This window comes from Anaerostipes sp. 992a, assembly GCF_001940245.1.
In the GTDB taxonomy this organism is placed as follows: Bacteria; Bacillota; Clostridia; order Lachnospirales; family Lachnospiraceae; genus Fimousia.
In genome coordinates this window covers 392,582-412,978 of sequence record NZ_MJIG01000004.1, presented here as the reverse complement: position 1 = coordinate 412,978, position 20,397 = coordinate 392,582, and the positions used below count along the sequence as shown (strand labels likewise).

Annotated in this window: 24 protein-coding genes; 21 read left to right on the top strand and 3 right to left on the bottom strand. The window is 40.2% G+C overall.

All coding sequences use genetic code 11. The annotated features are described in order from the left end of the window. Positions 1-4: 4 nt before the first annotated feature. From BHF69_RS06235 to BHF69_RS14240, 6 genes are all read left to right on the top strand, one after another. The gene (locus tag BHF69_RS06235; protein WP_075670193.1) at positions 5-859 is read left to right on the top strand and encodes a hypothetical protein; all 855 of its coding nucleotides are present in this window, start codon (positions 5-7) and stop codon (positions 857-859) included. A gap of 23 nt (positions 860-882) precedes the next feature. Continuing rightward, a complete protein-coding gene (pyk, locus tag BHF69_RS06230) occupies positions 883-2,310 on the top strand; it encodes a pyruvate kinase (protein ID WP_075670192.1) in 1,428 nt (475 codons plus the stop codon). A gap of 75 nt (positions 2,311-2,385) precedes the next feature. Beyond that, positions 2,386-2,664: a hypothetical protein gene (locus BHF69_RS06225; protein ID WP_075670191.1), complete on the top strand. Its 279-nt coding sequence runs from the start codon at positions 2,386-2,388 to the stop codon at positions 2,662-2,664. Next, a complete protein-coding gene (locus tag BHF69_RS06220) occupies positions 2,665-3,729 on the top strand; it encodes a DUF2953 domain-containing protein (protein WP_075670190.1) in 1,065 nt (354 codons plus the stop codon). A 2-nt stretch (positions 3,730-3,731) separates the two neighbouring features. Continuing rightward, positions 3,732-4,130, top strand: coding sequence for a GerW family sporulation protein (locus BHF69_RS06215; protein WP_075670189.1), 399 nt, complete (start codon positions 3,732-3,734; stop codon positions 4,128-4,130). A gap of 68 nt (positions 4,131-4,198) precedes the next feature. Next, positions 4,199-4,339 (top strand): hypothetical protein, encoded by a 141-nt coding sequence (locus BHF69_RS14240; RefSeq protein WP_192846986.1) that lies wholly within the window; start codon positions 4,199-4,201, stop codon positions 4,337-4,339. A gap of 128 nt (positions 4,340-4,467) precedes the next feature. On the opposite strand, the gene rpmB is transcribed toward BHF69_RS14240, so the two are convergent. Both rpmB and BHF69_RS06205 read right to left on the bottom strand, forming a co-directional pair. Then, the gene (gene rpmB, locus BHF69_RS06210) at positions 4,468-4,653 is read right to left on the bottom strand and encodes a 50S ribosomal protein L28 (protein ID WP_075670188.1); all 186 of its coding nucleotides are present in this window, start codon (positions 4,651-4,653) and stop codon (positions 4,468-4,470) included. Between the two features lie 93 nt (positions 4,654-4,746). Beyond that, on the bottom strand, positions 4,747-5,751 hold the full coding sequence (locus tag BHF69_RS06205; RefSeq protein WP_075670187.1) for an acyltransferase family protein: 1,005 nt from the start codon (positions 5,749-5,751) through the stop codon (positions 4,747-4,749). Positions 5,752-5,924: 173 nt separating this feature from the next. Here BHF69_RS06205 and BHF69_RS06200 point away from each other — a divergent pair, with 173 nt between their 5' ends. From BHF69_RS06200 to BHF69_RS14580, 9 genes are all read left to right on the top strand, one after another. Further along, on the top strand, positions 5,925-6,281 hold the full coding sequence (locus BHF69_RS06200; protein WP_075670186.1) for an Asp23/Gls24 family envelope stress response protein: 357 nt from the start codon (positions 5,925-5,927) through the stop codon (positions 6,279-6,281). 24 nt (positions 6,282-6,305) lie between these two features. Further along, positions 6,306-7,958: a DAK2 domain-containing protein gene (locus tag BHF69_RS06195; RefSeq protein ID WP_075670185.1), complete on the top strand. Its 1,653-nt coding sequence runs from the start codon at positions 6,306-6,308 to the stop codon at positions 7,956-7,958. A 5-nt stretch (positions 7,959-7,963) separates the two neighbouring features. After that, positions 7,964-9,994 carry an ATP-dependent DNA helicase RecG gene (gene recG, locus BHF69_RS06190; RefSeq protein WP_075670184.1) on the top strand — a complete coding sequence of 677 codons (2,031 nt, stop codon included), beginning with the start codon at positions 7,964-7,966 and terminating at the stop codon, positions 9,992-9,994. A 24-nt stretch (positions 9,995-10,018) separates the two neighbouring features. Then, positions 10,019-10,297 carry an acylphosphatase gene (locus BHF69_RS06185; protein WP_075670183.1) on the top strand — a complete coding sequence of 93 codons (279 nt, stop codon included), beginning with the start codon at positions 10,019-10,021 and terminating at the stop codon, positions 10,295-10,297. 482 nt (positions 10,298-10,779) lie between these two features. Then, the gene (locus BHF69_RS06180; RefSeq protein WP_075670182.1) at positions 10,780-11,004 is read left to right on the top strand and encodes an alpha/beta-type small acid-soluble spore protein; all 225 of its coding nucleotides are present in this window, start codon (positions 10,780-10,782) and stop codon (positions 11,002-11,004) included. A gap of 210 nt (positions 11,005-11,214) precedes the next feature. Next, the gene (rsmD, locus tag BHF69_RS06175; protein WP_075670181.1) at positions 11,215-11,784 is read left to right on the top strand and encodes a 16S rRNA (guanine(966)-N(2))-methyltransferase RsmD; all 570 of its coding nucleotides are present in this window, start codon (positions 11,215-11,217) and stop codon (positions 11,782-11,784) included. After that, positions 11,781-12,266: a pantetheine-phosphate adenylyltransferase gene (gene coaD, locus BHF69_RS06170; RefSeq protein WP_075670180.1), complete on the top strand. Its 486-nt coding sequence runs from the start codon at positions 11,781-11,783 to the stop codon at positions 12,264-12,266. The genes rsmD and coaD overlap by 4 nt, the downstream gene beginning before the upstream one ends. Continuing rightward, positions 12,259-12,891: a hypothetical protein gene (locus BHF69_RS06165; protein ID WP_075670179.1), complete on the top strand. Its 633-nt coding sequence runs from the start codon at positions 12,259-12,261 to the stop codon at positions 12,889-12,891. The genes coaD and BHF69_RS06165 overlap by 8 nt, the downstream gene beginning before the upstream one ends. A 173-nt stretch (positions 12,892-13,064) precedes the next feature. Next, positions 13,065-13,187 (top strand): hypothetical protein, encoded by a 123-nt coding sequence (locus BHF69_RS14580; protein WP_278276975.1) that lies wholly within the window; start codon positions 13,065-13,067, stop codon positions 13,185-13,187. Between the two features lie 577 nt (positions 13,188-13,764). Here BHF69_RS14580 and BHF69_RS06160 read toward each other — a convergent pair. Next, positions 13,765-14,973, bottom strand: coding sequence for a nucleotidyltransferase (locus tag BHF69_RS06160; protein ID WP_075670178.1), 1,209 nt, complete (start codon positions 14,971-14,973; stop codon positions 13,765-13,767). A 204-nt stretch (positions 14,974-15,177) separates the two neighbouring features. Here BHF69_RS06160 and pta point away from each other — a divergent pair, with 204 nt between their 5' ends. From pta to plsX, 6 genes are all read left to right on the top strand, one after another. Next, the gene (pta, locus tag BHF69_RS06155; protein WP_075670177.1) at positions 15,178-16,176 is read left to right on the top strand and encodes a phosphate acetyltransferase; all 999 of its coding nucleotides are present in this window, start codon (positions 15,178-15,180) and stop codon (positions 16,174-16,176) included. Positions 16,177-16,272: 96 nt separating this feature from the next. Beyond that, entirely contained in the window at positions 16,273-17,463 is a 1,191-nt protein-coding gene (locus BHF69_RS06150; protein ID WP_075670176.1) for an acetate/propionate family kinase, read from the top strand. A gap of 138 nt (positions 17,464-17,601) precedes the next feature. Continuing rightward, the gene (locus tag BHF69_RS06145; RefSeq protein ID WP_075670175.1) at positions 17,602-18,117 is read left to right on the top strand and encodes a YceD family protein; all 516 of its coding nucleotides are present in this window, start codon (positions 17,602-17,604) and stop codon (positions 18,115-18,117) included. A 3-nt stretch (positions 18,118-18,120) separates the two neighbouring features. Beyond that, positions 18,121-18,300 (top strand): 50S ribosomal protein L32, encoded by a 180-nt coding sequence (gene rpmF, locus BHF69_RS06140; RefSeq protein ID WP_075670174.1) that lies wholly within the window; start codon positions 18,121-18,123, stop codon positions 18,298-18,300. A gap of 99 nt (positions 18,301-18,399) precedes the next feature. Further along, the gene (locus tag BHF69_RS06135) at positions 18,400-19,251 is read left to right on the top strand and encodes a pyridoxamine kinase (RefSeq protein WP_075670173.1); all 852 of its coding nucleotides are present in this window, start codon (positions 18,400-18,402) and stop codon (positions 19,249-19,251) included. 111 nt (positions 19,252-19,362) lie between these two features. Then, positions 19,363-20,367, top strand: a complete 1,005-nt coding sequence (gene plsX, locus BHF69_RS06130) for a phosphate acyltransferase PlsX (protein WP_075670172.1) — start codon at positions 19,363-19,365, stop codon at positions 20,365-20,367. The last annotated feature ends 30 nt before the right edge of the window (positions 20,368-20,397 follow it).

Here is a 20,397-nt window from a genome sequence, read left to right as displayed (position 1 = left end):
GATTATGAATTTATTAGACAAGTTAGAACAGAAATTTGGGAAGTATGCCATCAGGGATCTTCCAAAATATATTGTAATCTGCTATGTGATCGGAGCGGTCATTGATCTGGTAGCTCCTGATATGTATTTGAATTATCTTGCGTTGAATCCATATATGATTCTACGTGGACAGGTATGGCGTCTGATCACGTTTTTGTTTGCACCATTGGTAAATATGCGTTCTGTGATCGGAATCTTATTCGTGGTGTTTGTATTGATGTTTTACTATTCCATCTGCAGCTCGCTAGAGCGTGTATGGGGAAGTTTTCGTTTTAATATGTATATGCTGACAGGAATTCTGGGTACCATTATAGGAGCATTTTTGGTTTATGCGATTGCTCCATCTGCATATGTTATTATGGATACATATTATCTGCAGCTGACGCTGTTCCTGGCATATGCAAGTTTATTTCCAGAAGTGCAGGTACTCCTGTATGGAATTATTCCGATCAAGATCAAGTGGATTGCTTGGCTTGATGCAGCATTGTTGGTTTATTATTTCGTAACCGCCGGTTCTGGAATCTTTGGATTCTGTAGCCGTGTGGCAATCGTGATCTCACTGCTTAATTTCCTGGTATACTTTTTTGCAGGAAGGAATGGGACAAAGTATCGCCCGAAGGAGATCAAAAGAAAGCAAAAATTTAAAAAGCATGTCCAACAGACACAAGGTGTGGCCAGACACCAATGTGCTGTTTGTCATAGAACAGAGCTGGACGATCCTACCCTGGAGTTTCGTTTTTGCTCAAAATGCGATGGGAATTATGAATATTGTCAAGATCATTTATTCACCCATACGCATGTAAAACACAATCATAAATAGGGAATTGTAAAAGGAGATATGATATGTTAAATAAGAAAACAAAGATTGTTTGTACCATGGGACCAAACTCTGATAATTTAGATACTTTAAGAGCGTTGATGACATCTGGTATGGATGTTGCACGTTTAAACTTCTCTCATGGTTCTCATGAAGAACAGCTTGGAAGAATTAATAATATTAAAGCGATCAGAGAAGAATTAGGACTTCACACAGCAATCCTTCTGGATACAAAAGGACCTGAAATCCGTACAGGTGTATTCAAAGATGGTAAAGTCGATGTAGTAGAAGGACAGACCTTTACCTTGACAACAAATGACATCGAAGGAACAAATGACATGGTAAGTATCACATATGATGAACTTCCACAGGATGTTTCTGTTGGTAACAGTATCTTGATCGATGATGGTCTGATCGAATTAAAAGTAGAATCTAAGACAGATACAGATATCGTATGTACCGTTGTAAATGGTGGAACCATCGGAAGCCGTAAAGGGATCAACGTACCAAATGTTAAAGTAAATCTTCCAGGTATTACAAAGAAAGATAGAGAAGATATTATCTTTGGTCTGGAAAATGGAATTGACTTTATCGCAGCATCCTTTATCCGTAATGCAGACGCAGTAAGAGAGATCAGAATCTTATGCGAAATGTATGGTGGTGGAAGAAGAATCGGTATCATTCCAAAAATTGAAAACATGGAAGGTGTAGAAAACTTAGATGAGATCATCGAAGTATCCGATGGTATCATGGTTGCCCGTGGTGACTTAGGGGTAGAAATTCCAGCAGAAGAAGTACCATTCCTTCAGAAACGTATCATTGAAAAATGTAACGATGCATTTAAACCAGTTATCACTGCAACACAGATGTTAGACTCCATGATTCGTAATCCACGTCCAACAAGAGCAGAGGTTACAGACGTTGCCAATGCGATCAACGAAGGAACGGATGCAATCATGCTTTCTGGAGAAACAGCTGCTGGTAAATATCCAGTAGAAGCTCTGAAGATGATGGTTAAGATCGCAGAATCTACAGAATTACATTTAGATAACTCTAAGAAATCATACAGAGCAAAATATGTAAGCAGAAGTACATCTGCTGCAGTTGCTTTCTCTGCAGTACAGACAGCTTATAATGTAAATGCAAAATGTGTTATCGCATCCAGCGTATCTGGATTTACTGCACGAATCGTATCTAAGTTTAGACCAGATGCAATGATCGCAGGTCTTTCTCCAGTGGAAGATGTATTAAGAAGAATGCAGTTATACTGGGGTGTAAAACCAATCTTATCAACACAGGCATCTACAACAGATGAAATCTTCGACAATGCAGTACGCATCGTGGAAGAAGCAGGTTTGGTTAAGAAGGGTGACAGAGTCGTATTAACAGGCGGTGGCCCTGCAGATAAACGTGGAAAAGGTGTTACAAACTTACTGAAAGTTGCTGAAATCTAAGAATAGAAAGTAAGAGATGAGAAGAGGATGTAATGGATGAAGATTACATCCTCTTTTTGCTAAGAAGGTGAAGAGATGGAATTTGCAGAAAAACTATACATTGGCCTTAGTCTTACAAAGAAAAAGGAACGGGTCATTGAGCGTATGGAGCAGGGGAAGATGGTGTTCTCCGTATATTGTGTGGCGGAAGCATCTCATCCAGACAATTTATATGATATTTACAGTTATTATGAATTGAAGCAGCCATATTATAAGGATCATCCGGTAAAGGTATTGGGGATTGCAGGTTCAAAAGAAGAAGCGATTGGGCTGGTAGCTCATATGATTACAGACAAAAACCAGGGAGGATATTAGATGCTTTCGATCATACTATTGTGTTTAAAGGTCATAGGGATCCTATTGCTGATCATCCTTGGAGTAGCACTGTTTTTGATTTTATCCGTGTTGTTTGTACCTGTCAGGTATCGGTTGGCTGGCTGTTTTGAAGAAACAAAGAAGGCGGAAGCTTTGGTCAGCTGGGGAGGAATTGTATTCCGGGCCCGGGCAGCTTATGAATATGAAAAAGATTTGCGATATACGGTAAGGATTTTCGGCGTTACCATTCTGACCAGTGAAGAGAAAATTACGATCCTTCAGCGGATTCTTGGATGGAAGGAACGGCGGGAAGAAAAAAGACGAAGAAAAATTTATGAAAAATACCAGAGGAATCTTTCTAAATTTTCGGAAGAGGAGTGGGATAATGATGCCTGGGCCAATCTTCCGGAAGGATATGAGCCCAAGGAATGGAGTTCATGGGAAGATCATATGGATGAATATAGAACGGGGTATCCGTGGGATACTGTAGATGGGGAGAGCCAGGAAGACTTCCCTGAGGAAAAGGAAAGTGTTAAGGAAAGAGTCCAGGGACTATTGGAGAACTGGAAGGAAAAAAGACAGGAAAAGCGGGAGCAAAAAGAATGGGAGAAAGCCATAGAGTCTGAGAAAACGGTGGAGGAACCGCAGGAAAAATGGTATAATAATCTGGAAGAAAAGATGGAAGATCTGTCGGATAAGTACGAGAGATTGGAGCGCTTTTATTATGAGAACCAATCCCAGTATGCGGTGCGTAAGATGTTTGGACTGATCAAAAAGACTATATGCTACATACTTCCCACCAGCTGGAGGGGAAGGCTGCGATATGGCTTTTCGGATCCAGCCCTTACCGGACAAAGCTATGGACTGTTGTGTGCAACGGGAGTGGCACTTAGTCCCCGATGCAGGATTGAGGCCGAATTTGAAGAGGCGGTATTGGAAGGAAGAATAAAGGTCAGAGGAAGAATTCGGGTGTTTTTCTTCGTCCGCATGGCGGTGCTGATATTCTTTGATCGCAGGCTGAAAGCGGTATATAGAAAAGGAAAAGATGTATTAGGAGGAATCTGATTATGAGTAATAAAGATTTACAGTCAACCGTAAGTTCATTGTTTCAGGGGATGGATGCGTTCTTCTCCAGTAAGACGGTAGTAGGAGAGCCAATCCATATTAATGATGTGATCATTGTGCCGTTGGTGGATGTGACATTTGGCATGGGTGCTGGAAATATGGCCAATGGTACAAGCAAAAAGAGCAAAGAGGGTGGAGGACTTGGAGGTAAGATGAGTCCGAGTGCAGCACTGGTGATTCAGAATGGACATACGAAGTTGGTCAACATTAAGAATCAGGATGCGGTAACCAAGATTTTAGATATGGTACCGGATGTGATCGACCGTTTTAAAGGTGGTAATGATGATGACATCAGCGATGACGAAGTAGAAGATATTATAAATGACGAAGCAGAATTTTAAAATATGGGCAGTCACACATGGCGTGGCTGCCCATATTTTAATTATAAGAAAGAAAAAGGAGAGCACCATTGAAAAGAGTGCTGGGATTCGCATTTTTCTTTATTGGCGTTGGAATTATCATTGGAAATCTGATATCGGGGAAATGGTGCGATGTTGCCTGTGTGCTTATTTGCTTTACCATGGGATATTATCTGTTTTTCTGCCGCTAGGGCATCAGATGATTTTTGTTATGTAAAAAAGTAAGGAATTTCTTATATAACGAAAAAGAGCTGTTGCCGGAAAAGAAAATTAAGAAATTTCCTTTCGGGCAACAGCTCCTTTATGTGTCATTTCATTCTTATGCACGTTCCACTTTTCCTGATTTTAAGCAAGAAGTACAAACATACATTTTTTTAGCTGCACCGTTAACTTTAACTTTTACAGATTTAATATTAGATTTCCACATTTTATTAGATTTTCTATGGGAATGACTCACTGCGTTTCCGAAATGAGCACCTTTCTGACAAATTGCACATTTAGCCATGATATGCACCTCCTTAATACAAGTTCATCGTCCAAAATGGACTTACAACTATTACATCTTAACAGATGGCAGGGAAAAAAGCAAGTGTTAATTTTAAAAATTATGAAGCCTGCGCATCTGGAAGAACAGTTTCTTTGGAATGCTGGTCACCATATCCCAAAATGCTTCTAAAGGTACATAGCATAAGGCGAATGCCAATAGAATAACGGCAGCCAGATAGATGATGAAGTCTGCAGGACCATTTACAATATCCAGCACATCGGTTCCCAGGGATAGATATTTATAAACCAGTCCGTGGCACAAATAAACCCGCATGGTGTATTTACCAAGAAAAGTGTATGGAGTCCGTTGTTTCGGAATCAACACTCCGATGGCCAGAATGAGGCATGCTGCAAATAGGATGAACATCAGACGGAACAACCAACCGGTATTCGCCTGTCCCAGTACAGCATAAGAATCCTGACAGTTTAAAACAGGAATTTCGAACAGATTGCTTCTTTCATATATAAAAATGAACAGGGATGCTAAAAGAACAAAAGAAGCGGACCGGAATAGGTCGTTGTTGGTAATCTGATCAAACTTTTTCTTATTAAATTGATGGCCCATAACAAAAAATGGGAAAAAAGCAACGATTCTTGAAAGGCTGATAATATCACCACATTCTGGAAAGAAACCGATCATAACACTTCCGATAACAGAAATCGGAAGAAGGTGCTTCCATTTGCTTAATGGATCAATGACGAGTCTCCAAACAAAAAGTGCCAGTAAATACCATAAGGTGAAGAATGGGGATAGTAGTGTGAATTCGACGTCGTGCCCGATTCCAGTGTACATGATGTAATAAATAACTTGAAATATAATATAAGGAACAAGTAGCTTTTGGATTAATAACTGAAAATTATTTTTTCTGGCAAAATATCCGGATATGAAAGAAAAGGCCGGAATATGGAAAAAATAAATATAGATCCTTAGGATCTCGGCGATTCGAAAATCACTGGTAAAATGGTCTAGAAAGTGTCCGACAACCACACATAGAATCAATAAGGCTTTGTAGTTGTCAAAAAATGAATCTCGTATTTTTTTATTCGATTGCTGCATGTAAATCTCCTCCTAATTTTAGTATTTTAGAACTCCAGGAATGGACTGTCAAGAAAAATGTTTTCATTTTTTGTGACTTATAGTATAATATAAACTGATTATGTGTATTTATTATGAAAAGAGAGTTATTTTTTCATAATAAGCAGTAACAAGGATAATTGGAGGTAATGCGTATGAAAGGACATATGAATACGGACAAAGGGCAAATCAGCATAGAGACAAATGTGCTGGCCAAGTACGCAGGTATTTGTGCGTTGGAATGTTTTGGGATTGTCGGAATGGCAAGCGTGAATATGAAGGAAGGGATTGCAGACCTGTTAACCAGAGAGCATGTGAAGAAAGGGGTAAGGGCTGTAATTAAAGATAATAAAATAACCATTGATTTTCATATCATTGTTGCATATGGTGTCAGCATTGCAGTTGTGGCAGAAAACTTGATTGATACTGTTACCTATAAGATTGAGCAGTTTACTGGTCTGGATGTTGAGAAGATTAATATTTACGTTGAGGGAGTGCGTACGCTCGATTAAGGATGAAGGAGGAAAGTTTTAACAATGAATCAGATAAATGCCAGCACTCTGCAGAAAATGTTTTTAGGCGGGGCAAAACGAATTGAAGCCAATAAAGAATATATTAACGAATTAAATGTATTTCCGGTACCGGATGGAGATACCGGAACGAATATGTCACTTACGATTATGGCTGCAGCAAAGGAAGTTGGAACGTTGGAAGAACCAACGATGAAGGAATTGGCAAAGGCTATTTCAGGAGGCTCCTTAAGAGGAGCACGTGGAAACTCTGGTGTTATTTTATCCCAGTTATTCCGTGGATTTACAAGAGCGATTGCTGATGAGGAAGAGCTGACAACAGAGAAATTATCAGAAGGATTTGATCATGCGGTCCAGACTGCTTATAAAGCGGTTATGAAACCAAAAGAAGGAACAATCCTTACAGTTGCAAGAGTGACTGCAGAAAAGGCACAGGAGGCAGCACAGGAAACAGATGATATCGATACCTTTTGCCAGAGGGTGTTGGAAGCAGCAGAAGAGATTCTTGCAAAGACACAGGATATGCTTCCGGTTTTGAAGGAAGCAGGAGTCGTAGACTCTGGTGGACAGGGTCTGGTGGAAGTATTAAAGGGAGCTTATGATGCTTTCACAGGAAAAGAAATTGATGTGGAGATTCCGGTTATAAAGAAGGCATCATCTGCTGCGGCACAAAGCTCCGGAGGAGAAATTTCCACTGCAGATATAAAATTTGGGTATTGTACGGAATTTATCATTTTACTGGAAAAGAAATTTGGAGAAAAAGAAGAAAAAGAACTGAAAGGTTTTCTGACTTCCATTGGTGATTCCATTGTAGTCGTTGCAGATGATGAGATTGTCAAAGTGCATGTACACACCAATCATCCGGGACAGGCATTTGAAAAAGCACTGGAATATGGTTCTATGACCAACATGAAGGTGGATAATATGCGTCTGGAGCATGAAGAGAAGCTGATCAAGGATGCATCTAAGATTGCACAGCAGCAACAAGAGGAAGAAAGAAAGGATATAGGATTTATTGCCGTTTCCGTCGGAGAAGGAATGAATGAGATTTTTAAAGGACTGGGCGTCGATTATCTCATTGAAGGCGGTCAGACTATGAATCCAAGTACCGAGGATATGTTGAATGCCATTGATCAGGTCAATGCAGATCATATCTTTATCCTGCCAAATAATAAAAACATTATCCTGGCTGCGGAACAGGCGAGAGATCTGGTAGAGGATAAAGAGATCATCGTGATTCCGACAAAGACCGTTCCGCAGGGAATTGCAGCGGTTATCGCCTATGTACCAGAGGCAGAAGCATCTGAGAATGAAGAAGGAATGACGGAAGCAATGGAAGATGTGAAGACAGGACAGGTAACCTATGCTGTTCGTGACACATCCATTGACGGAAAAGAGATTAAGATCAATGATATTATGGGAATTGATGACGATGGAATTCAGGCAGTTGGAAGTGATGTGGAAAAAACTACGATTGAATTGCTGCAGACCATGGTGGATGAGGATAGCGAGCTGATCAGTGTATACTATGGGCAGGATGTGAAGGAAGAGGAAGCAGAGGGATTAGTAGAAGCATTGGAAGAAGAATTCCCAGATTGTGATGTAGAGCTGCAGGAAGGTGGACAGCCAATTTACTACTATGTCTTATCTGTAGAGTAAAGAATATGAAAGGAACAGATTCTATACGTACTCTGAAAGGAATTGGAGAGAAGACAGAGCAGGTATTCCATCATGGAGGAATCGATACGATTGATGACCTTGTGACGTTATACCCACGGTATTATCTGACCTATGACGAACCAGTTTGTATTGCGGATGCCCAGCCAGGTATCCGCATTGCTGTTTTTGGGATGATAACAACGGCACTTGCTTATCGGCAGATCAGAGGATTAAAAATTACAACATGTAATATCAGGGATTATTCTGGCAGTCTGGGTCTTACCTGGTATAATATGCCTTATATGCGAAAACAGCTTCATCAGGGAGAACATTATATTTTTGTTGGAACTCCAGTGATGAAGAATGGAAGACTGGTCATGGAGCATCCGGAATGTTATACCAAAGAGCAGTATAAAGAACAGCAGAAGAATCTTCAGCCGGTATACCCATTATCCAGAGGGCTCACCAATAAAATGGTGACAAAAGCAATGCAGCAGACGGTAGATTATATGCAGCAGGCAGAAGAATATCTGCCGGAAAGCATCATACAGCGATATCAGCTGAAACCATATGGAGAGGCTCTGTGTCAGGTGCATTTTCCCGTGGAAAAAGAAGCAGTGATAGAGGCGAAAAAACGGTTGATTTTTGATGAGTTTTTTATCTTTCTCGCTGCCATGCAGATGCTGAAAGAACAGACTGGAATGATCAAAAACCAGTACCCGATTTACGATACGAAAGAAAGTAGAGATTTTATTGCGCATCTTCCATATGAACTAACGGGAGCGCAGAAGAGGGCTCTGGATGAAATGAAAAAGGATCTGACGGGAGAAAAGGCCATGAATCGTCTGGTTCAGGGGGATGTAGGTTCTGGAAAGACTATTTTGGCTGTAATCTTGCTATTGATGGCGGCGAAGAATGGCTATCAGGGAGCATTGATGGCGCCGACGGAAGTTTTGGCAAAACAGCACTATGAGACCTTTGTACAGCTTTTGACACCGTATGATGTGAGAATTGGTCTTCTTACAGGATCTATGAAGGCAAAAGAAAAAAAGGAACTATATGCCAGATTAAAAGCACATCAGCTGGACATTGTCATTGGAACGCATGCATTGATCCAGGAAAAGGTAGAATATGATAGCCTTGGGTTGGTGATCACCGACGAACAGCATCGATTTGGAGTAAAGCAGAGGGAGGCACTGTATCAAAAGGGATTAGAGCCACATGTATTGGTCATGAGTGCTACGCCCATTCCGAGAACACTGGCACTGATCATGTATGGCGATCTGGATGTTTCCATCATTGATGAGCTTCCATCTGATCGACTGCCCATTAAAAACTGTGTGGTCAATACGGGATATCGTCCACAGGCCTATCGCTTTATTGAAAAGCAGGTGCGGATGGGAAGACAGGCCTATGTTATCTGTCCAATGGTAGAAGAAAGCGAGAATGTGGAAGCAGAAAATGTGGTAGAATATACAAAGATCTTAAAGCAAAATCTGCCACCATCTATGCGTATTGAGTGTCTCAATGGAAAAATGAAGCCGGCCTTGAAAAATCAGATCATGGATGATTTTTCAAAGGGAAACATCGATGTATTGGTATCTACGACAGTTATTGAAGTAGGAATCAATGTTCCAAATGCAACGGTTATGATGGTGGAAAATGCAGAGCGATTTGGGCTTGCTCAGCTTCATCAGCTGAGAGGGCGTATAGGAAGAGGTGGACACCAGTCCTATTGCATCTTCATTAGCGGGAAGGATAATGAGGACACCAAGAAGCGTCTGGAGATATTAAATCAATCCAATGATGGTTTTTACATTGCCAATGAGGATTTAAAATTACGGGGGCCGGGAGATTTCTTTGGCATCCGTCAAAGTGGGATGATGGATTTTGTACTGGCGGATATTTATCAGCATGCAGATCTGCTGAAGATGGCCAGTGATTCCATCCATATGCTCATAGAACAGGGATTTTCTTTTCGTAATTTAAAAAATGAACGGTTGAAAAAACAGCTGGAGCTGGCACTGCAGCTGTGAGGCTCATAATAGGAGGAGAAGTGCATGAAGAAAAAAAGGGTAGAGTGTCATTACTATGGAAGAGTACAGGGTGTAGGTTTTCGGTACTGGGCGCAGATGCAGGGCAGTAAATTTAAATTGACCGGATGGGTCCGCAATGAATATGATGGAAGCGTTACAGTGCAGGTGCAGGGTACGGAAGAGCAGATTGAAAACTTCTTGTATGGGATGGAGCATGGTCATCGTTTTATCAGAATTGATGAATTGAAGGTAAGCGCTATTCCGATAAAAGAAGGTGAGTCGGATTTTCGGGTTACTTATTAATTATATTAAGAGATGGACGCGAAAAGTGATATTAAACAAGCGAGAAACTTTATTTTATTATATCTTTGTGTAAAATGCTGAAAAGGGCTTTACTATTGTATAAAAAGTGATACAATAATATCAGATACAAAAAGATATGATTTATTTGAAAAGTGAATAGGAGGAATCAACATGGGTGATGTGACAGGAAACAAAGGGGTTTTGGTTCTCGCCCTATGTGCCTTGGCAATCGTTTCTTTTGCAGGTGCATTTATGGAAATCGGATTATTTTAATTGTTGTGCGCGGCAGAAAGAAAGGAACGAAAAAAGACATGATCAAAAGATTGTGTCTTTTTTTGTTCATAAGAAATTTCTGGAATACATGATTGTCTGCGTTGTTCAATAATTTGTCATTTTAAGAAAAAATTCTCAGAGTATTTTGTCGGAAACCACACATAATAAGAGTGTAACAAAAAATAAACACATTCAAGGAGGAAAAAAGAATGACAAGTAATTCAAGTTCAAACAGAGTAGAAGTACCAGAAGCAAAAGGTGCATTAGACAGATTTAAATTTGAAGTAGCCAACGAAATTGGTGTTGATTTAAAAGAAGGATACAATGGACATCTGACAACAGCACAGGCTGGTTCTGTTGGTGGAGAAATGGTTCGTAAGATGATCCGTAGACAGGAAGAAGAAATGTCCAGACAGGATCAGATGGGACGTTAGTCTAAAAGATATAAAATCTGAAAAAGAAGAAAGGCGGATTTCTATAATAGGAATCTGACAAGAGGAGTTGTTGCAAAGAAAATCTTTTTAGAAGTTTCTTTTTCGCAATAACTCCTCCTTTGTTTGTGGATTTTGAAGATTTGGTTGAACTACCAGTCTGATTATTATACAATAGAGTATGTAAAAAATAAGATAAGGACGAATATTAGCATGAGAGTAATTTCGGGAACAGCCAGAAGCTTAAGGCTGAAGACTTTAGAAGGAATGAATACAAGACCGACACAGGACAGGATCAAGGAGACGTTATTTAACATGATTTCTTCTCATATTGGAGGATCCTGTTTTCTGGATTTATTTGGTGGAAGCGGCGGGATTGGCATCGAGGCATTAAGTCGCGGTGCAAGTAAAGCAGTTTTTGTAGAAAAGAATAAGAAGGCGGCTGCCTGTATCAGGGAGAATCTAGAGCATACCAAGCTAAGTGATAGGGCACAGGTGATATGTCAGGATGCGGTTTCTGCCATTAGAATGCTTTCTGGAAGGAAGGAACCGTTTGACTATATCTTTATGGATCCGCCTTACGGAAAGGATTTGGAGAAGCAGGTTTTATTAGAACTGATGCATACAGATTTATATGATGAGCATACGGTGATCATTGTAGAATCTGATCTTCAGACTTCCTTTGACTATCTTGACGGAACAGATCTGGAGGTATATAAGACGAAGAAATATAAAACCAATATGCATACGTTTATATGGAAGGTTATGGAGGAAGAAGAATGAAGATAGGAATTTATCCGGGAAGTTTTGATCCGATTACCAATGGACATTTGGATGTGATCAGACGTTCTGCGGCAGTGTTTGATAAAGTTGTAGTGGGAATTTTGATCAATCAGAGCAAAAAGCCTATGTTTACTCTGGAAGAACGGGTGAAGATCGTACAGGAAGTGACCAGTCAGATTCCCAATGTGGAGGTGAAAGCTTTTTCCGGTCTGGTGGTAGAATTTGCCAGAGAACAGGGAGCATCTGTTTTGATTCGCGGACTTAGAAGCAATACGGATTTTGAATATGAACTGCAGATGGCACAGATCAATCACGACATTGACAAAGAGATTGATACGCTGTTCTTTGCTACAGATCCAAGATATTCTTATATCAGCTCATCTGCAGTGAAAGAATTGTTTATGTTTCATCAGGAGATTGGCAGCTATGTACCAGAATATGTCGTACAGAAATTAAAAGAAAAGGAGACAAGCCATGAGTAATAAAGAGAAATATATTCAAGAGATGATCGATGAGATTGAGGAATTTATTGATGATGGAAAACTATCCAGATTAAATCCTGGAAAGGTGGTTCTAGAAAAGGATATTATCGTTACCATGTTGGAGGATTTACGCAGATTGGTTCCTGCAGAGCTGGAACGAAGCCGAAACATTGTATTAAAGAAAGAATCCATCTTAGAAGAAGCCCAGGCAAAGGCAGATCGTATTGTACAGAATGCCATCAAAGAAGCCAGTGAGATGGTGGAAGAGCATGAGATTGTAAAGCTTGCGACCAAGAGAGGAAATGATATCGAAGAAAAAGCAAAGCAGCGTTCCGATGAGATGCTCCATAAGGCAAAGGAAGATTCCAGAGAGATTCGTTTGGGCGCAATGGAATACACTCGTGATATGATGGAAGGATTGGAATCCTATATGGTTTCATTAAAGGATGCACAGACTTCTATCTACACCCAGCTGTTAGATGGACTGGAAGGTGAGATCGAGGATATTCATGCTAATAAAAGTGAGATCTTATCACAGATCGATACTGTGATCAATGGTCCAAAGGAACCAAAAAAACGAACCATTGAGGATTTTATCCAGCCAGATAACAAAGAAGAAAAGTAGTCATTCCGGTACATATTTTAAATAGAATAAAAGGAATCGTGGACAGCTCTTTATGGAGGACGCCTTGAACTTGAGCGATGCTGCAGCATCCGCCAAAGGAACAGAGCGCTTCCATAAGGGCTTTTTTTGTATGAAAGGAGATTGGGAAAGAAGAAAGAAAATGGAGTCCGGAAGTGATTTCAAGAAAGCAGGAGGAAATGGAACAGAGAGGAGAAACGGAGCCGAAAAAGGATAGAGAACAGTTGATTAAAATGGAAAAAATTACCATAAAGCAGCCGATTTTTACAATTGTATAGACAGAATCTATAAATATGGATTCTAAATTTTTTGAAGGAATTGTACTTTTTTTCATACAGGAATCAGAAAAAAAGAAAGGAGGACGATGGAAAAAAAAACAAAAGATGATAGACCACAGAATGGCAGAAAAGTAGATTGGAAATAAGAAAGAAATCAGAGAAAGGTGGCGTGTAAAATAGGTGTAATAGACGAAGCTGATCAGGAAAGCAGGGCTTGTATGATTACATAAGCAGACAAGCAATTCAGCCTGTTTTTTTGTGAAAGTATTAACGGAAAAAAGCTGGTCGATTACGGATGCTCCAGTAGGATAACCGCAAAAATAGCCGATGAAAAGCAGGTAAGGAAAAAGAAGCCGGGGATGGATGTTCCACTGAAGAATATAACGGGTGGCGATAAAAAAGGGCAGAAGTGTGGGAACTAAGGTGAGCCCCCACAATATCAGCCCCTGTTTGGCTCCTTCTACACACAATTGAGGGAAAAGGATCAGTAAGCATAAGAATGTTGCTGCGATGATCTGCTTCATTGGAATTTCTCCTGCTGTCTTTCTTCCTATATATTATGCGCCAGATACGAAAATTAGACGATGAGTAGTGGACGTTTTTCATCGTCTGGCAGCAAGATACCATATCTTTTTCGTACTGCATAATTATAAATAGAAGCAGCATGCAAGTCTTCCTCAAATAGAAGCTGATCGGCTGCATTTAAAATACTGCGGTAATGAGAGGTTTTTTGAATGACCGGTAATGATGAATGACAGCGTAACTCCTTAAAATAGAAGGAAGAGGATTTCCGAAAGCCCAGAACCTTAATATAGGAAGGAGAAGCTTCGATGGATACGTTATTTATATTAAGTAACAAATGGAGAAGATAGCGAGCAATTCTTCCATAAGTGAAGTTCTTACTTTTTACCAGAGCGATCAGATGCTCAACGGAGGAAGATTCTGGAAGATAACGCAGAATGCGATCCATCATCTCTGGATGATAATCCAGATAGTGTTCTGGCTCCTTTTCCATCATCAGCCGATAGAAGATCATATCAGAAAAGTCATCCAGAGAAACAGGAAAGGATTTTCCATATTCTGTTTCTAAGATGGTCCTGGTGGATGGAGGTACGGCGTGGCAGACGAGGGAGTCAAATCCGTTTTCCTGCATATGTGCGCGGATACTGGTGGCGGAGGAAATGGTGCTGTCAATCTGGTAATGATGATAGCCGGAATCTCTCCGTAAAATACCATAAGGACGAATGTCAGAATGATATTTTTTTAACGCTTTTAAATATTCGATTGCCAGAATATTGTTTGGCTTTTCCAGCAATTTCGTGTCATTACTGCTGAGAAAATTAGAAGCTGCCACTTGCCTTGCGGCAGGGTAGGAAAGGCCCGATCTTAGATGATTTTTTAGGAGAATCTTAAAATCCTCTGGTTCTTCCAGGAAAAGAGTGGCATACTGCTCTAAAAGTGCAAGGTTGTTGTCTTCTGTACCAAACACGAGAAAATCAATAAAATTAAGAGAATCAAGCAGATAAACAGCTCCTGATGCAAAATATTCGGCACTAGAGGTTGCATAGCGGACAGGAAGCTCGATAATAAGGTCTAAACCGCATTCTAATGCCGTTTTTGCGCGAGAAAACTTATCATAAAAAGCAGGGATTCCCCGCTGTACAAAGTTACCACTCATGATTCCGATGATAAAATCTGCATGCAATTCCTCTTTGATTTTCTGTACTTGATAAAGATGTCCATTGTGGAATGGATTATATTCACATATGATGGCCGCCGTGGTCATAAAACGCCTCCTTTAGTTCAAATTGTTTCATTTATTATACACGAAATTTGAGAAAAATAAATAATTGAATTGATAGAAAAAAACTATAAAATAGAGTATTGATATTGAAAGAAAAAACGAGTAATATTATTAATAGTGACTTGTATTATCGTTTGTATTGAGATTGAGATGAAAATATACACATTTGAAAGGAGTACAACACAAATGAGTTTTATTGATGTGATTAAAGAACGTGCAAAACAGGACAAGAAGACAATTGTTCTTCCAGAAACAGGTGATATCAGAACTCTTCAGGCTGCTGAGACAGTAATTGCAGAAGGAATTGCTGATGTAATTTTAGTTGGTAAAAAAGAAGAAATCTTAAAAAAGGCTGATGGTCTGGATATCAGCAAGGCACAGTTCGTTGATCCTGAAACAACAGATAGATTGCCTGCATACATAGAATCCTTATGTGAAGCAAGAAAGAGCAAAGGACTGACACCAGATGATGCAAAAGAAATCTTATTATCTAACCCACTGTTCTTTGGTGCAGTTATGGTACGTATCGGAGATGCAGACGGAATGGTAGCAGGTGCAGTAAACTCTTCTGCTAACGTTTTACGTGCTGCTCTTCAGGTTGTAAAGACAGCTCCTGGAACCAAGATCGTATCTGCATTCTTCTTAATGGTAGTTCCAGATTGCGATATGGGTGCTAACGGAACATTTATCTTTGCTGACTGCGGTCTGAACCAGAATCCAAATTCTGAACAGTTAGCTGCGATCGCAGGAAGTTCAGCAGAAACATTCCGTGTATTAGTAGGCGAAGAACCACGTGTTGCAATGCTTTCCCACTCTACTGTAGGAAGTGCAAAGCATGACGATGTTACAAAAGTAGTGGAAGCAACACAGATTGCGAAAAAAGAATATCCAGATACATTAATCTGTGGTGAATTACAGCTTGATGCAGCAATCGTTCCTGAAGTTGCAGCATCCAAAGCTCCAAGAAGTGAAGTTGCTGGAAAAGCTAACGTATTAGTATTCCCAGACTTAGATGCTGGTAATATCGGATATAAATTAGTTCAGAGACTTGCAAAAGCAGATGCTTACGGTCCTGTTACACAGGGTATTGCAAAACCGGTAAATGACTTATCACGTGGATGTAATGCAGATGATATCGTAGGTGTAGTTGCAATTACAGCTGTTCAGGCTCAGCAGAATAATTAAGTCTGAATGTAAATGGCAGATTGTCCTTGTCTGCCTGTCCAGTGCAAAATAAAAAAAGGAATCGAAGAATAACATCAGATCAGAAGGAGAAAGAAAATGAATATTTTAGTAATCAACTGTGGAAGTTCCTCTTTAAAATATCAGTTAATTGATTCTGAAACAGAAAATGTATTGGCAAAAGGTTTATGTGAAAGAATCGGAATTGATGGAGCACTTACTCATCAGCCTGCAGGAAAAGATAAGATCAAATCCACTCCTGCAATGCCAAACCATAAAGTAGCAATTCAGTTAGTGATCGATCAGTTAACAGATGCAGAAAATGGAGTTGTAAAATCTTTAGATGAAATCAGCGCTGTTGGACATAGAGTTGTTCACGGAGGAGAAAAGTTCACTTCCTCTTGCGTCATTACAGATGATGTCATCAAAGAAATCGAAGCATGTAATGTGTTTGCGCCATTACATAACCCTGCAGCATTGATCGGTATCAACGCATGTAAAGAATTAATGCCTGGTCTTCCAATGGTAGCAGTATTCGATACAGCCTTCCATCAGACAATGCCACCAAAAGCTTACTTGTATGCAATTCCTCATGAATATTATGAAAAATATGGCGTAAGACGTTATGGATTCCACGGAACTTCTCATCAGTATGTTGCTGGAAAAGCAGCTCAGATGTTAGGAAAAGCTCCAGAGGACTTAAAATTGATTATCTGTCATTTAGGAAATGGTGCCTCTGTATCCGCAGTGAATGGTGGAAAATGTGTAGACACTTCTATGGGGTTAACTCCATTAGAAGGTCTGGTAATGGGTACTCGTTCTGGAGATTTAGACCCAGCAATCTTAGAATTTATCGCAGAGAAAGAAAACTTATCTTTATCCGAAGTGATGGATGTTTTGAATAAAAAATCTGGTGTCATGGGATTATCCGGCGTATCCTCTGACTTCCGTGATGTAAAAGCAGCAGCAGAGGCTGGTAATGAGACAGCAGCTCACGCTTTAGAAGTGCATAGATACCGTGTAGCAAAATACATCGGAGCATATGCTGCAGCAATGAATGGTGTAGATGCTATTGCATTTACAGCAGGACTTGGTGAAAATGATGATGAAAGCCGTGCAGTGATTGCAGAATACTTAGGATACTTAGGAGCTTATATCGATCCAGAACGCAATGATGTTCATGGAGAAGATGCGATCATCTCTACCGATGACTCTAAAGTAACATTACTTTGCGTTCCTACAAATGAAGAATTAATGATCGCAAGAGATACAGCGGCATTAGTAAAATAATTCTCATACAAAGACGATTTTATGACCGGAAAGAGCCAGGGAGATTTTCCCTGGCTCATGAAAAGTTTCGTAAAAACCTTCTTGACAAACCCTACTTGTATCGCTATAATAAGACAGTATGAAAAAATAGGAGATATTATGTTGTTAAATTTATCGAAAATTTTATCTACGCCATCAGCAAAAGAGGATTTTTCTATTTCACTTGAACTGACATCTGTCCGTTTTATGGGCAATGAATATCCGGTAAAGGACAAGCAGGATGTGATCATCCATGCGGAGAATATAGGGAAGAATAAGGTGGATGTCAAAGGCAGTACCATTCTTACATTGAACCTTACCTGTGACCGGTGCCTGGAGGATGTACCATGGGAATGTAAAATTGAGTTTGAGAAGGAATATGATAAATCTGATGCCAATGATGAATGGAATCAAGAAAGTTTTATTGAAGGAAACAATTTAGATGTGGATGGGCTTATTTATGAAGAGCTTATTCAGAAGATTCCGATGAAAGTCCTTTGCAGCGAGGAGTGCAAGGGAATTTGCCCTGTATGTGGGGTGAATCGTAATAAAGAACAATGTGACTGTGATCAGTCCGTGCCAGATCCTCGCATGGCAGCAATCCAAGATATCTTCAACAAATTTAAGGAGGTGTAGACCGTGTCAATTTGTCCAAAGAATAAATCTTCTAAAGGAAGAAGAGATAAACGTAGAGCAAACTGGAAGATGAGTGCTCCAACTTTAGTAAAATGCAGCAAATGTGGTGAATTAATGATGCCTCATAGAGTATGTAAAGCTTGCGGTTCTTACAACAAAAAAGAAATCATCACAGTAAAATAATGTGATTCGATAAGAAGCTATTGCGGTCGATGCAGTAGCTTCTTTTTACATATCAAAAGAAATTGTGTTCTGGAAATATGAGAGGAAGGAGTAATAGCAATGACGAAGAAAATTGCCGTAATCAATGACCTGTCCGGATTTGGAAGATGTTCTTTAACTGCAGCGTTGCCAGTCCTGGCGGTAATGGGAGTGCAGCCATGCCCTTTGCCAACTGCTGTGTTGAGTGCCCAGACAGGATATCCAAGTTACTATTGTGATGATTTTACCGACCGAATGGGATATATTTGCGATGAATGGAAGAAGATGAATATCAGATTTGATGGCATTTATACTGGATTTGTAGCTAGTGAACAACAGATCATGAATATCTTTGCATTTTTGGATATTTTTCAAAAGGAAGATACTTTCCTTCTGGTGGACCCGGTAATGGGAGACGATGGGGAAGTGTATAAGATGTTTACGCCAGGCTTGTGTCAGTTGATGAAGGAACTGGTGAGACGTGCCGATATTATTACCCCAAATCTGACAGAGCTGTGTCTGTTAAGCGATACCTCTTATGAAGAAGTCACAGGAATCAAAGAGTTTGAAGAACAGCTGACGGTAATCGGCAGGATGGCCGATGCGATTCTTGATCAGGGAGTAGAGACTGTGATCGTTACTGGTCTTCATTATGAGGAAGATGGAATCAGGAAGATGGGAAATCTGGCGGTGAATTCGAAGGAAAAGGTGCTGACAGGATATGAGAAGCTGGGATGTAGCTATTCAGGGACAGGAGATCTATTTGCCTCTGTGGTTGCTGGAGGAATCACTCGGGGGGATCATCTTAAGGATATCATAATGGAAGCAGGAGGCTTTCTATCAGAAGCTATAAAAGATTCTGCCAAAGAAGGAATCCCCGGACCGGATGGTGTAAACTATGAAAAATTTTTAGGAATGCTTATAAAACCGTAAATAGAAGGAAGAAAGAAGCTGGATGCTTGAATTTACAAGTTCCGGCTTTTATGTTAGAATTATTTAGTTAAGCAGTATATAGTGCGAATGAATAAAAGAATGGAGGAAGTTATGAGCCAGAAGATTCGTATTGCCGTAGATGCTATGGGTGGAGATTATGCTCCGGAAGAAATCGTAAAAGGAGCAGTCGCTGCGACAAAGGAAAATAGCGAGATCAAGGTCATTTTAGTAGGAAATGACGATGCCATAAAAGCAGTTTTAGAGGAAATGAGTTATAATCGGGAACAGGTAGAGGTAGTACATGCTGCCCAGGTAATTTCCTGCGAGGAAGCGCCGGTAGAGGCCATTCGTGCAAAAAAGGATTCTTCTTTAGTGATGGCTATGAAGATGGTAAAGGAAGGCACTGCAGATGCAGTGATTTCTGCTGGAAGTACAGGAGCAGTACTGGTAGGCGGACAGGTTATCGCCGGTAAGATACGAGGAATCAAGCGGGCTCCGCTGGCCACATTAATTCCAACGCTAAAAGGAGTTTCTCTGCTGATCGACTGTGGTGCCAATGTAGATGCAAGACCGGAGCACCTGGTACAGTTTGCTCAGATGGGATCCTTATATATGGAACATGTAGTCGGGGTGGAAAAGCCAAAAGTATCCCTCGTTAATATTGGTGCAGAGGAAGCCAAAGGGAATGCTTTGGTAAAAGAAACATATCCGAAATTAAAAGAACTGGATACGATTCATTTTGCAGGAAATATTGAACCAAGAGATATTTTCTATGGAGAGACGGATGTAGTTCTTTGTGAAGCATTTGTCGGAAATGTAATCTTAAAACTGGCAGAGGGGCTTTCTGGAGCGTTGATCAAAGCAATCAAAGAAGGAATGATGTCCTCTACCAGAAGTAAGGTGGGAGCGTTGTTGGTAAAACCGGCATTGAAGGAAACATTGAAGCAGTTTGATGCTTCCGAGTATGGTGGAGCTCCGCTTCTCGGATTGAATGGACTGGTAGTCAAGATGCATGGTAATTCTAAGGCAAAAGAGGTAAAAGTTGCAGTGGAACAGTGCGTATCCTTTATGCAGCAGGGAATTAACGATAAGATTAAAGAACAATTAGGAAAGTAAGAAAAGGGGCTTTGGCAGGAGTGCAGAGCA

What these genes read in the sequence shown, in the direction of transcription:
- BHF69_RS06215 (WP_075670189.1), top strand. Translation starts at nt 3,732, where the DNA reads ATGAGTAATAAAGATTTACAGTCAACCGTAAGTTCATTGTTTCAGGGG.
- recG (WP_075670184.1), top strand. Translation starts at nt 7,964, where the DNA reads ATGAAAGGAACAGATTCTATACGTACTCTGAAAGGAATTGGAGAGAAG.
- BHF69_RS06135 (WP_075670173.1), top strand. Translation starts at nt 18,400, where the DNA reads ATGACGAAGAAAATTGCCGTAATCAATGACCTGTCCGGATTTGGAAGA.
- rsmD (WP_075670181.1), top strand. Translation starts at nt 11,215, where the DNA reads ATGAGAGTAATTTCGGGAACAGCCAGAAGCTTAAGGCTGAAGACTTTA.
- BHF69_RS06225 (WP_075670191.1), top strand. Translation starts at nt 2,386, where the DNA reads ATGGAATTTGCAGAAAAACTATACATTGGCCTTAGTCTTACAAAGAAA.
- BHF69_RS06150 (WP_075670176.1), top strand. Translation starts at nt 16,273, where the DNA reads ATGAATATTTTAGTAATCAACTGTGGAAGTTCCTCTTTAAAATATCAG.
- coaD (WP_075670180.1), top strand. Translation starts at nt 11,781, where the DNA reads ATGAAGATAGGAATTTATCCGGGAAGTTTTGATCCGATTACCAATGGA.
- BHF69_RS06145 (WP_075670175.1), top strand. Translation starts at nt 17,602, where the DNA reads ATGTTGTTAAATTTATCGAAAATTTTATCTACGCCATCAGCAAAAGAG.
- BHF69_RS06205 (WP_075670187.1), bottom strand. Translation starts at nt 5,751, where the DNA reads ATGCAGCAATCGAATAAAAAAATACGAGATTCATTTTTTGACAACTAC.
- BHF69_RS06235 (WP_075670193.1), top strand. Translation starts at nt 5, where the DNA reads ATGAATTTATTAGACAAGTTAGAACAGAAATTTGGGAAGTATGCCATC.
- BHF69_RS06165 (WP_075670179.1), top strand. Translation starts at nt 12,259, where the DNA reads ATGAGTAATAAAGAGAAATATATTCAAGAGATGATCGATGAGATTGAG.
- BHF69_RS06185 (WP_075670183.1), top strand. Translation starts at nt 10,019, where the DNA reads ATGAAGAAAAAAAGGGTAGAGTGTCATTACTATGGAAGAGTACAGGGT.
- BHF69_RS06195 (WP_075670185.1), top strand. Translation starts at nt 6,306, where the DNA reads ATGAATCAGATAAATGCCAGCACTCTGCAGAAAATGTTTTTAGGCGGG.
- pyk (WP_075670192.1), top strand. Translation starts at nt 883, where the DNA reads ATGTTAAATAAGAAAACAAAGATTGTTTGTACCATGGGACCAAACTCT.
- BHF69_RS06180 (WP_075670182.1), top strand. Translation starts at nt 10,780, where the DNA reads ATGACAAGTAATTCAAGTTCAAACAGAGTAGAAGTACCAGAAGCAAAA.
- BHF69_RS06160 (WP_075670178.1), bottom strand. Translation starts at nt 14,973, where the DNA reads ATGACCACGGCGGCCATCATATGTGAATATAATCCATTCCACAATGGA.
- BHF69_RS06220 (WP_075670190.1), top strand. Translation starts at nt 2,665, where the DNA reads ATGCTTTCGATCATACTATTGTGTTTAAAGGTCATAGGGATCCTATTG.
- rpmB (WP_075670188.1), bottom strand. Translation starts at nt 4,653, where the DNA reads ATGGCTAAATGTGCAATTTGTCAGAAAGGTGCTCATTTCGGAAACGCA.
- pta (WP_075670177.1), top strand. Translation starts at nt 15,178, where the DNA reads ATGAGTTTTATTGATGTGATTAAAGAACGTGCAAAACAGGACAAGAAG.
- plsX (WP_075670172.1), top strand. Translation starts at nt 19,363, where the DNA reads ATGAGCCAGAAGATTCGTATTGCCGTAGATGCTATGGGTGGAGATTAT.
- BHF69_RS06200 (WP_075670186.1), top strand. Translation starts at nt 5,925, where the DNA reads ATGAAAGGACATATGAATACGGACAAAGGGCAAATCAGCATAGAGACA.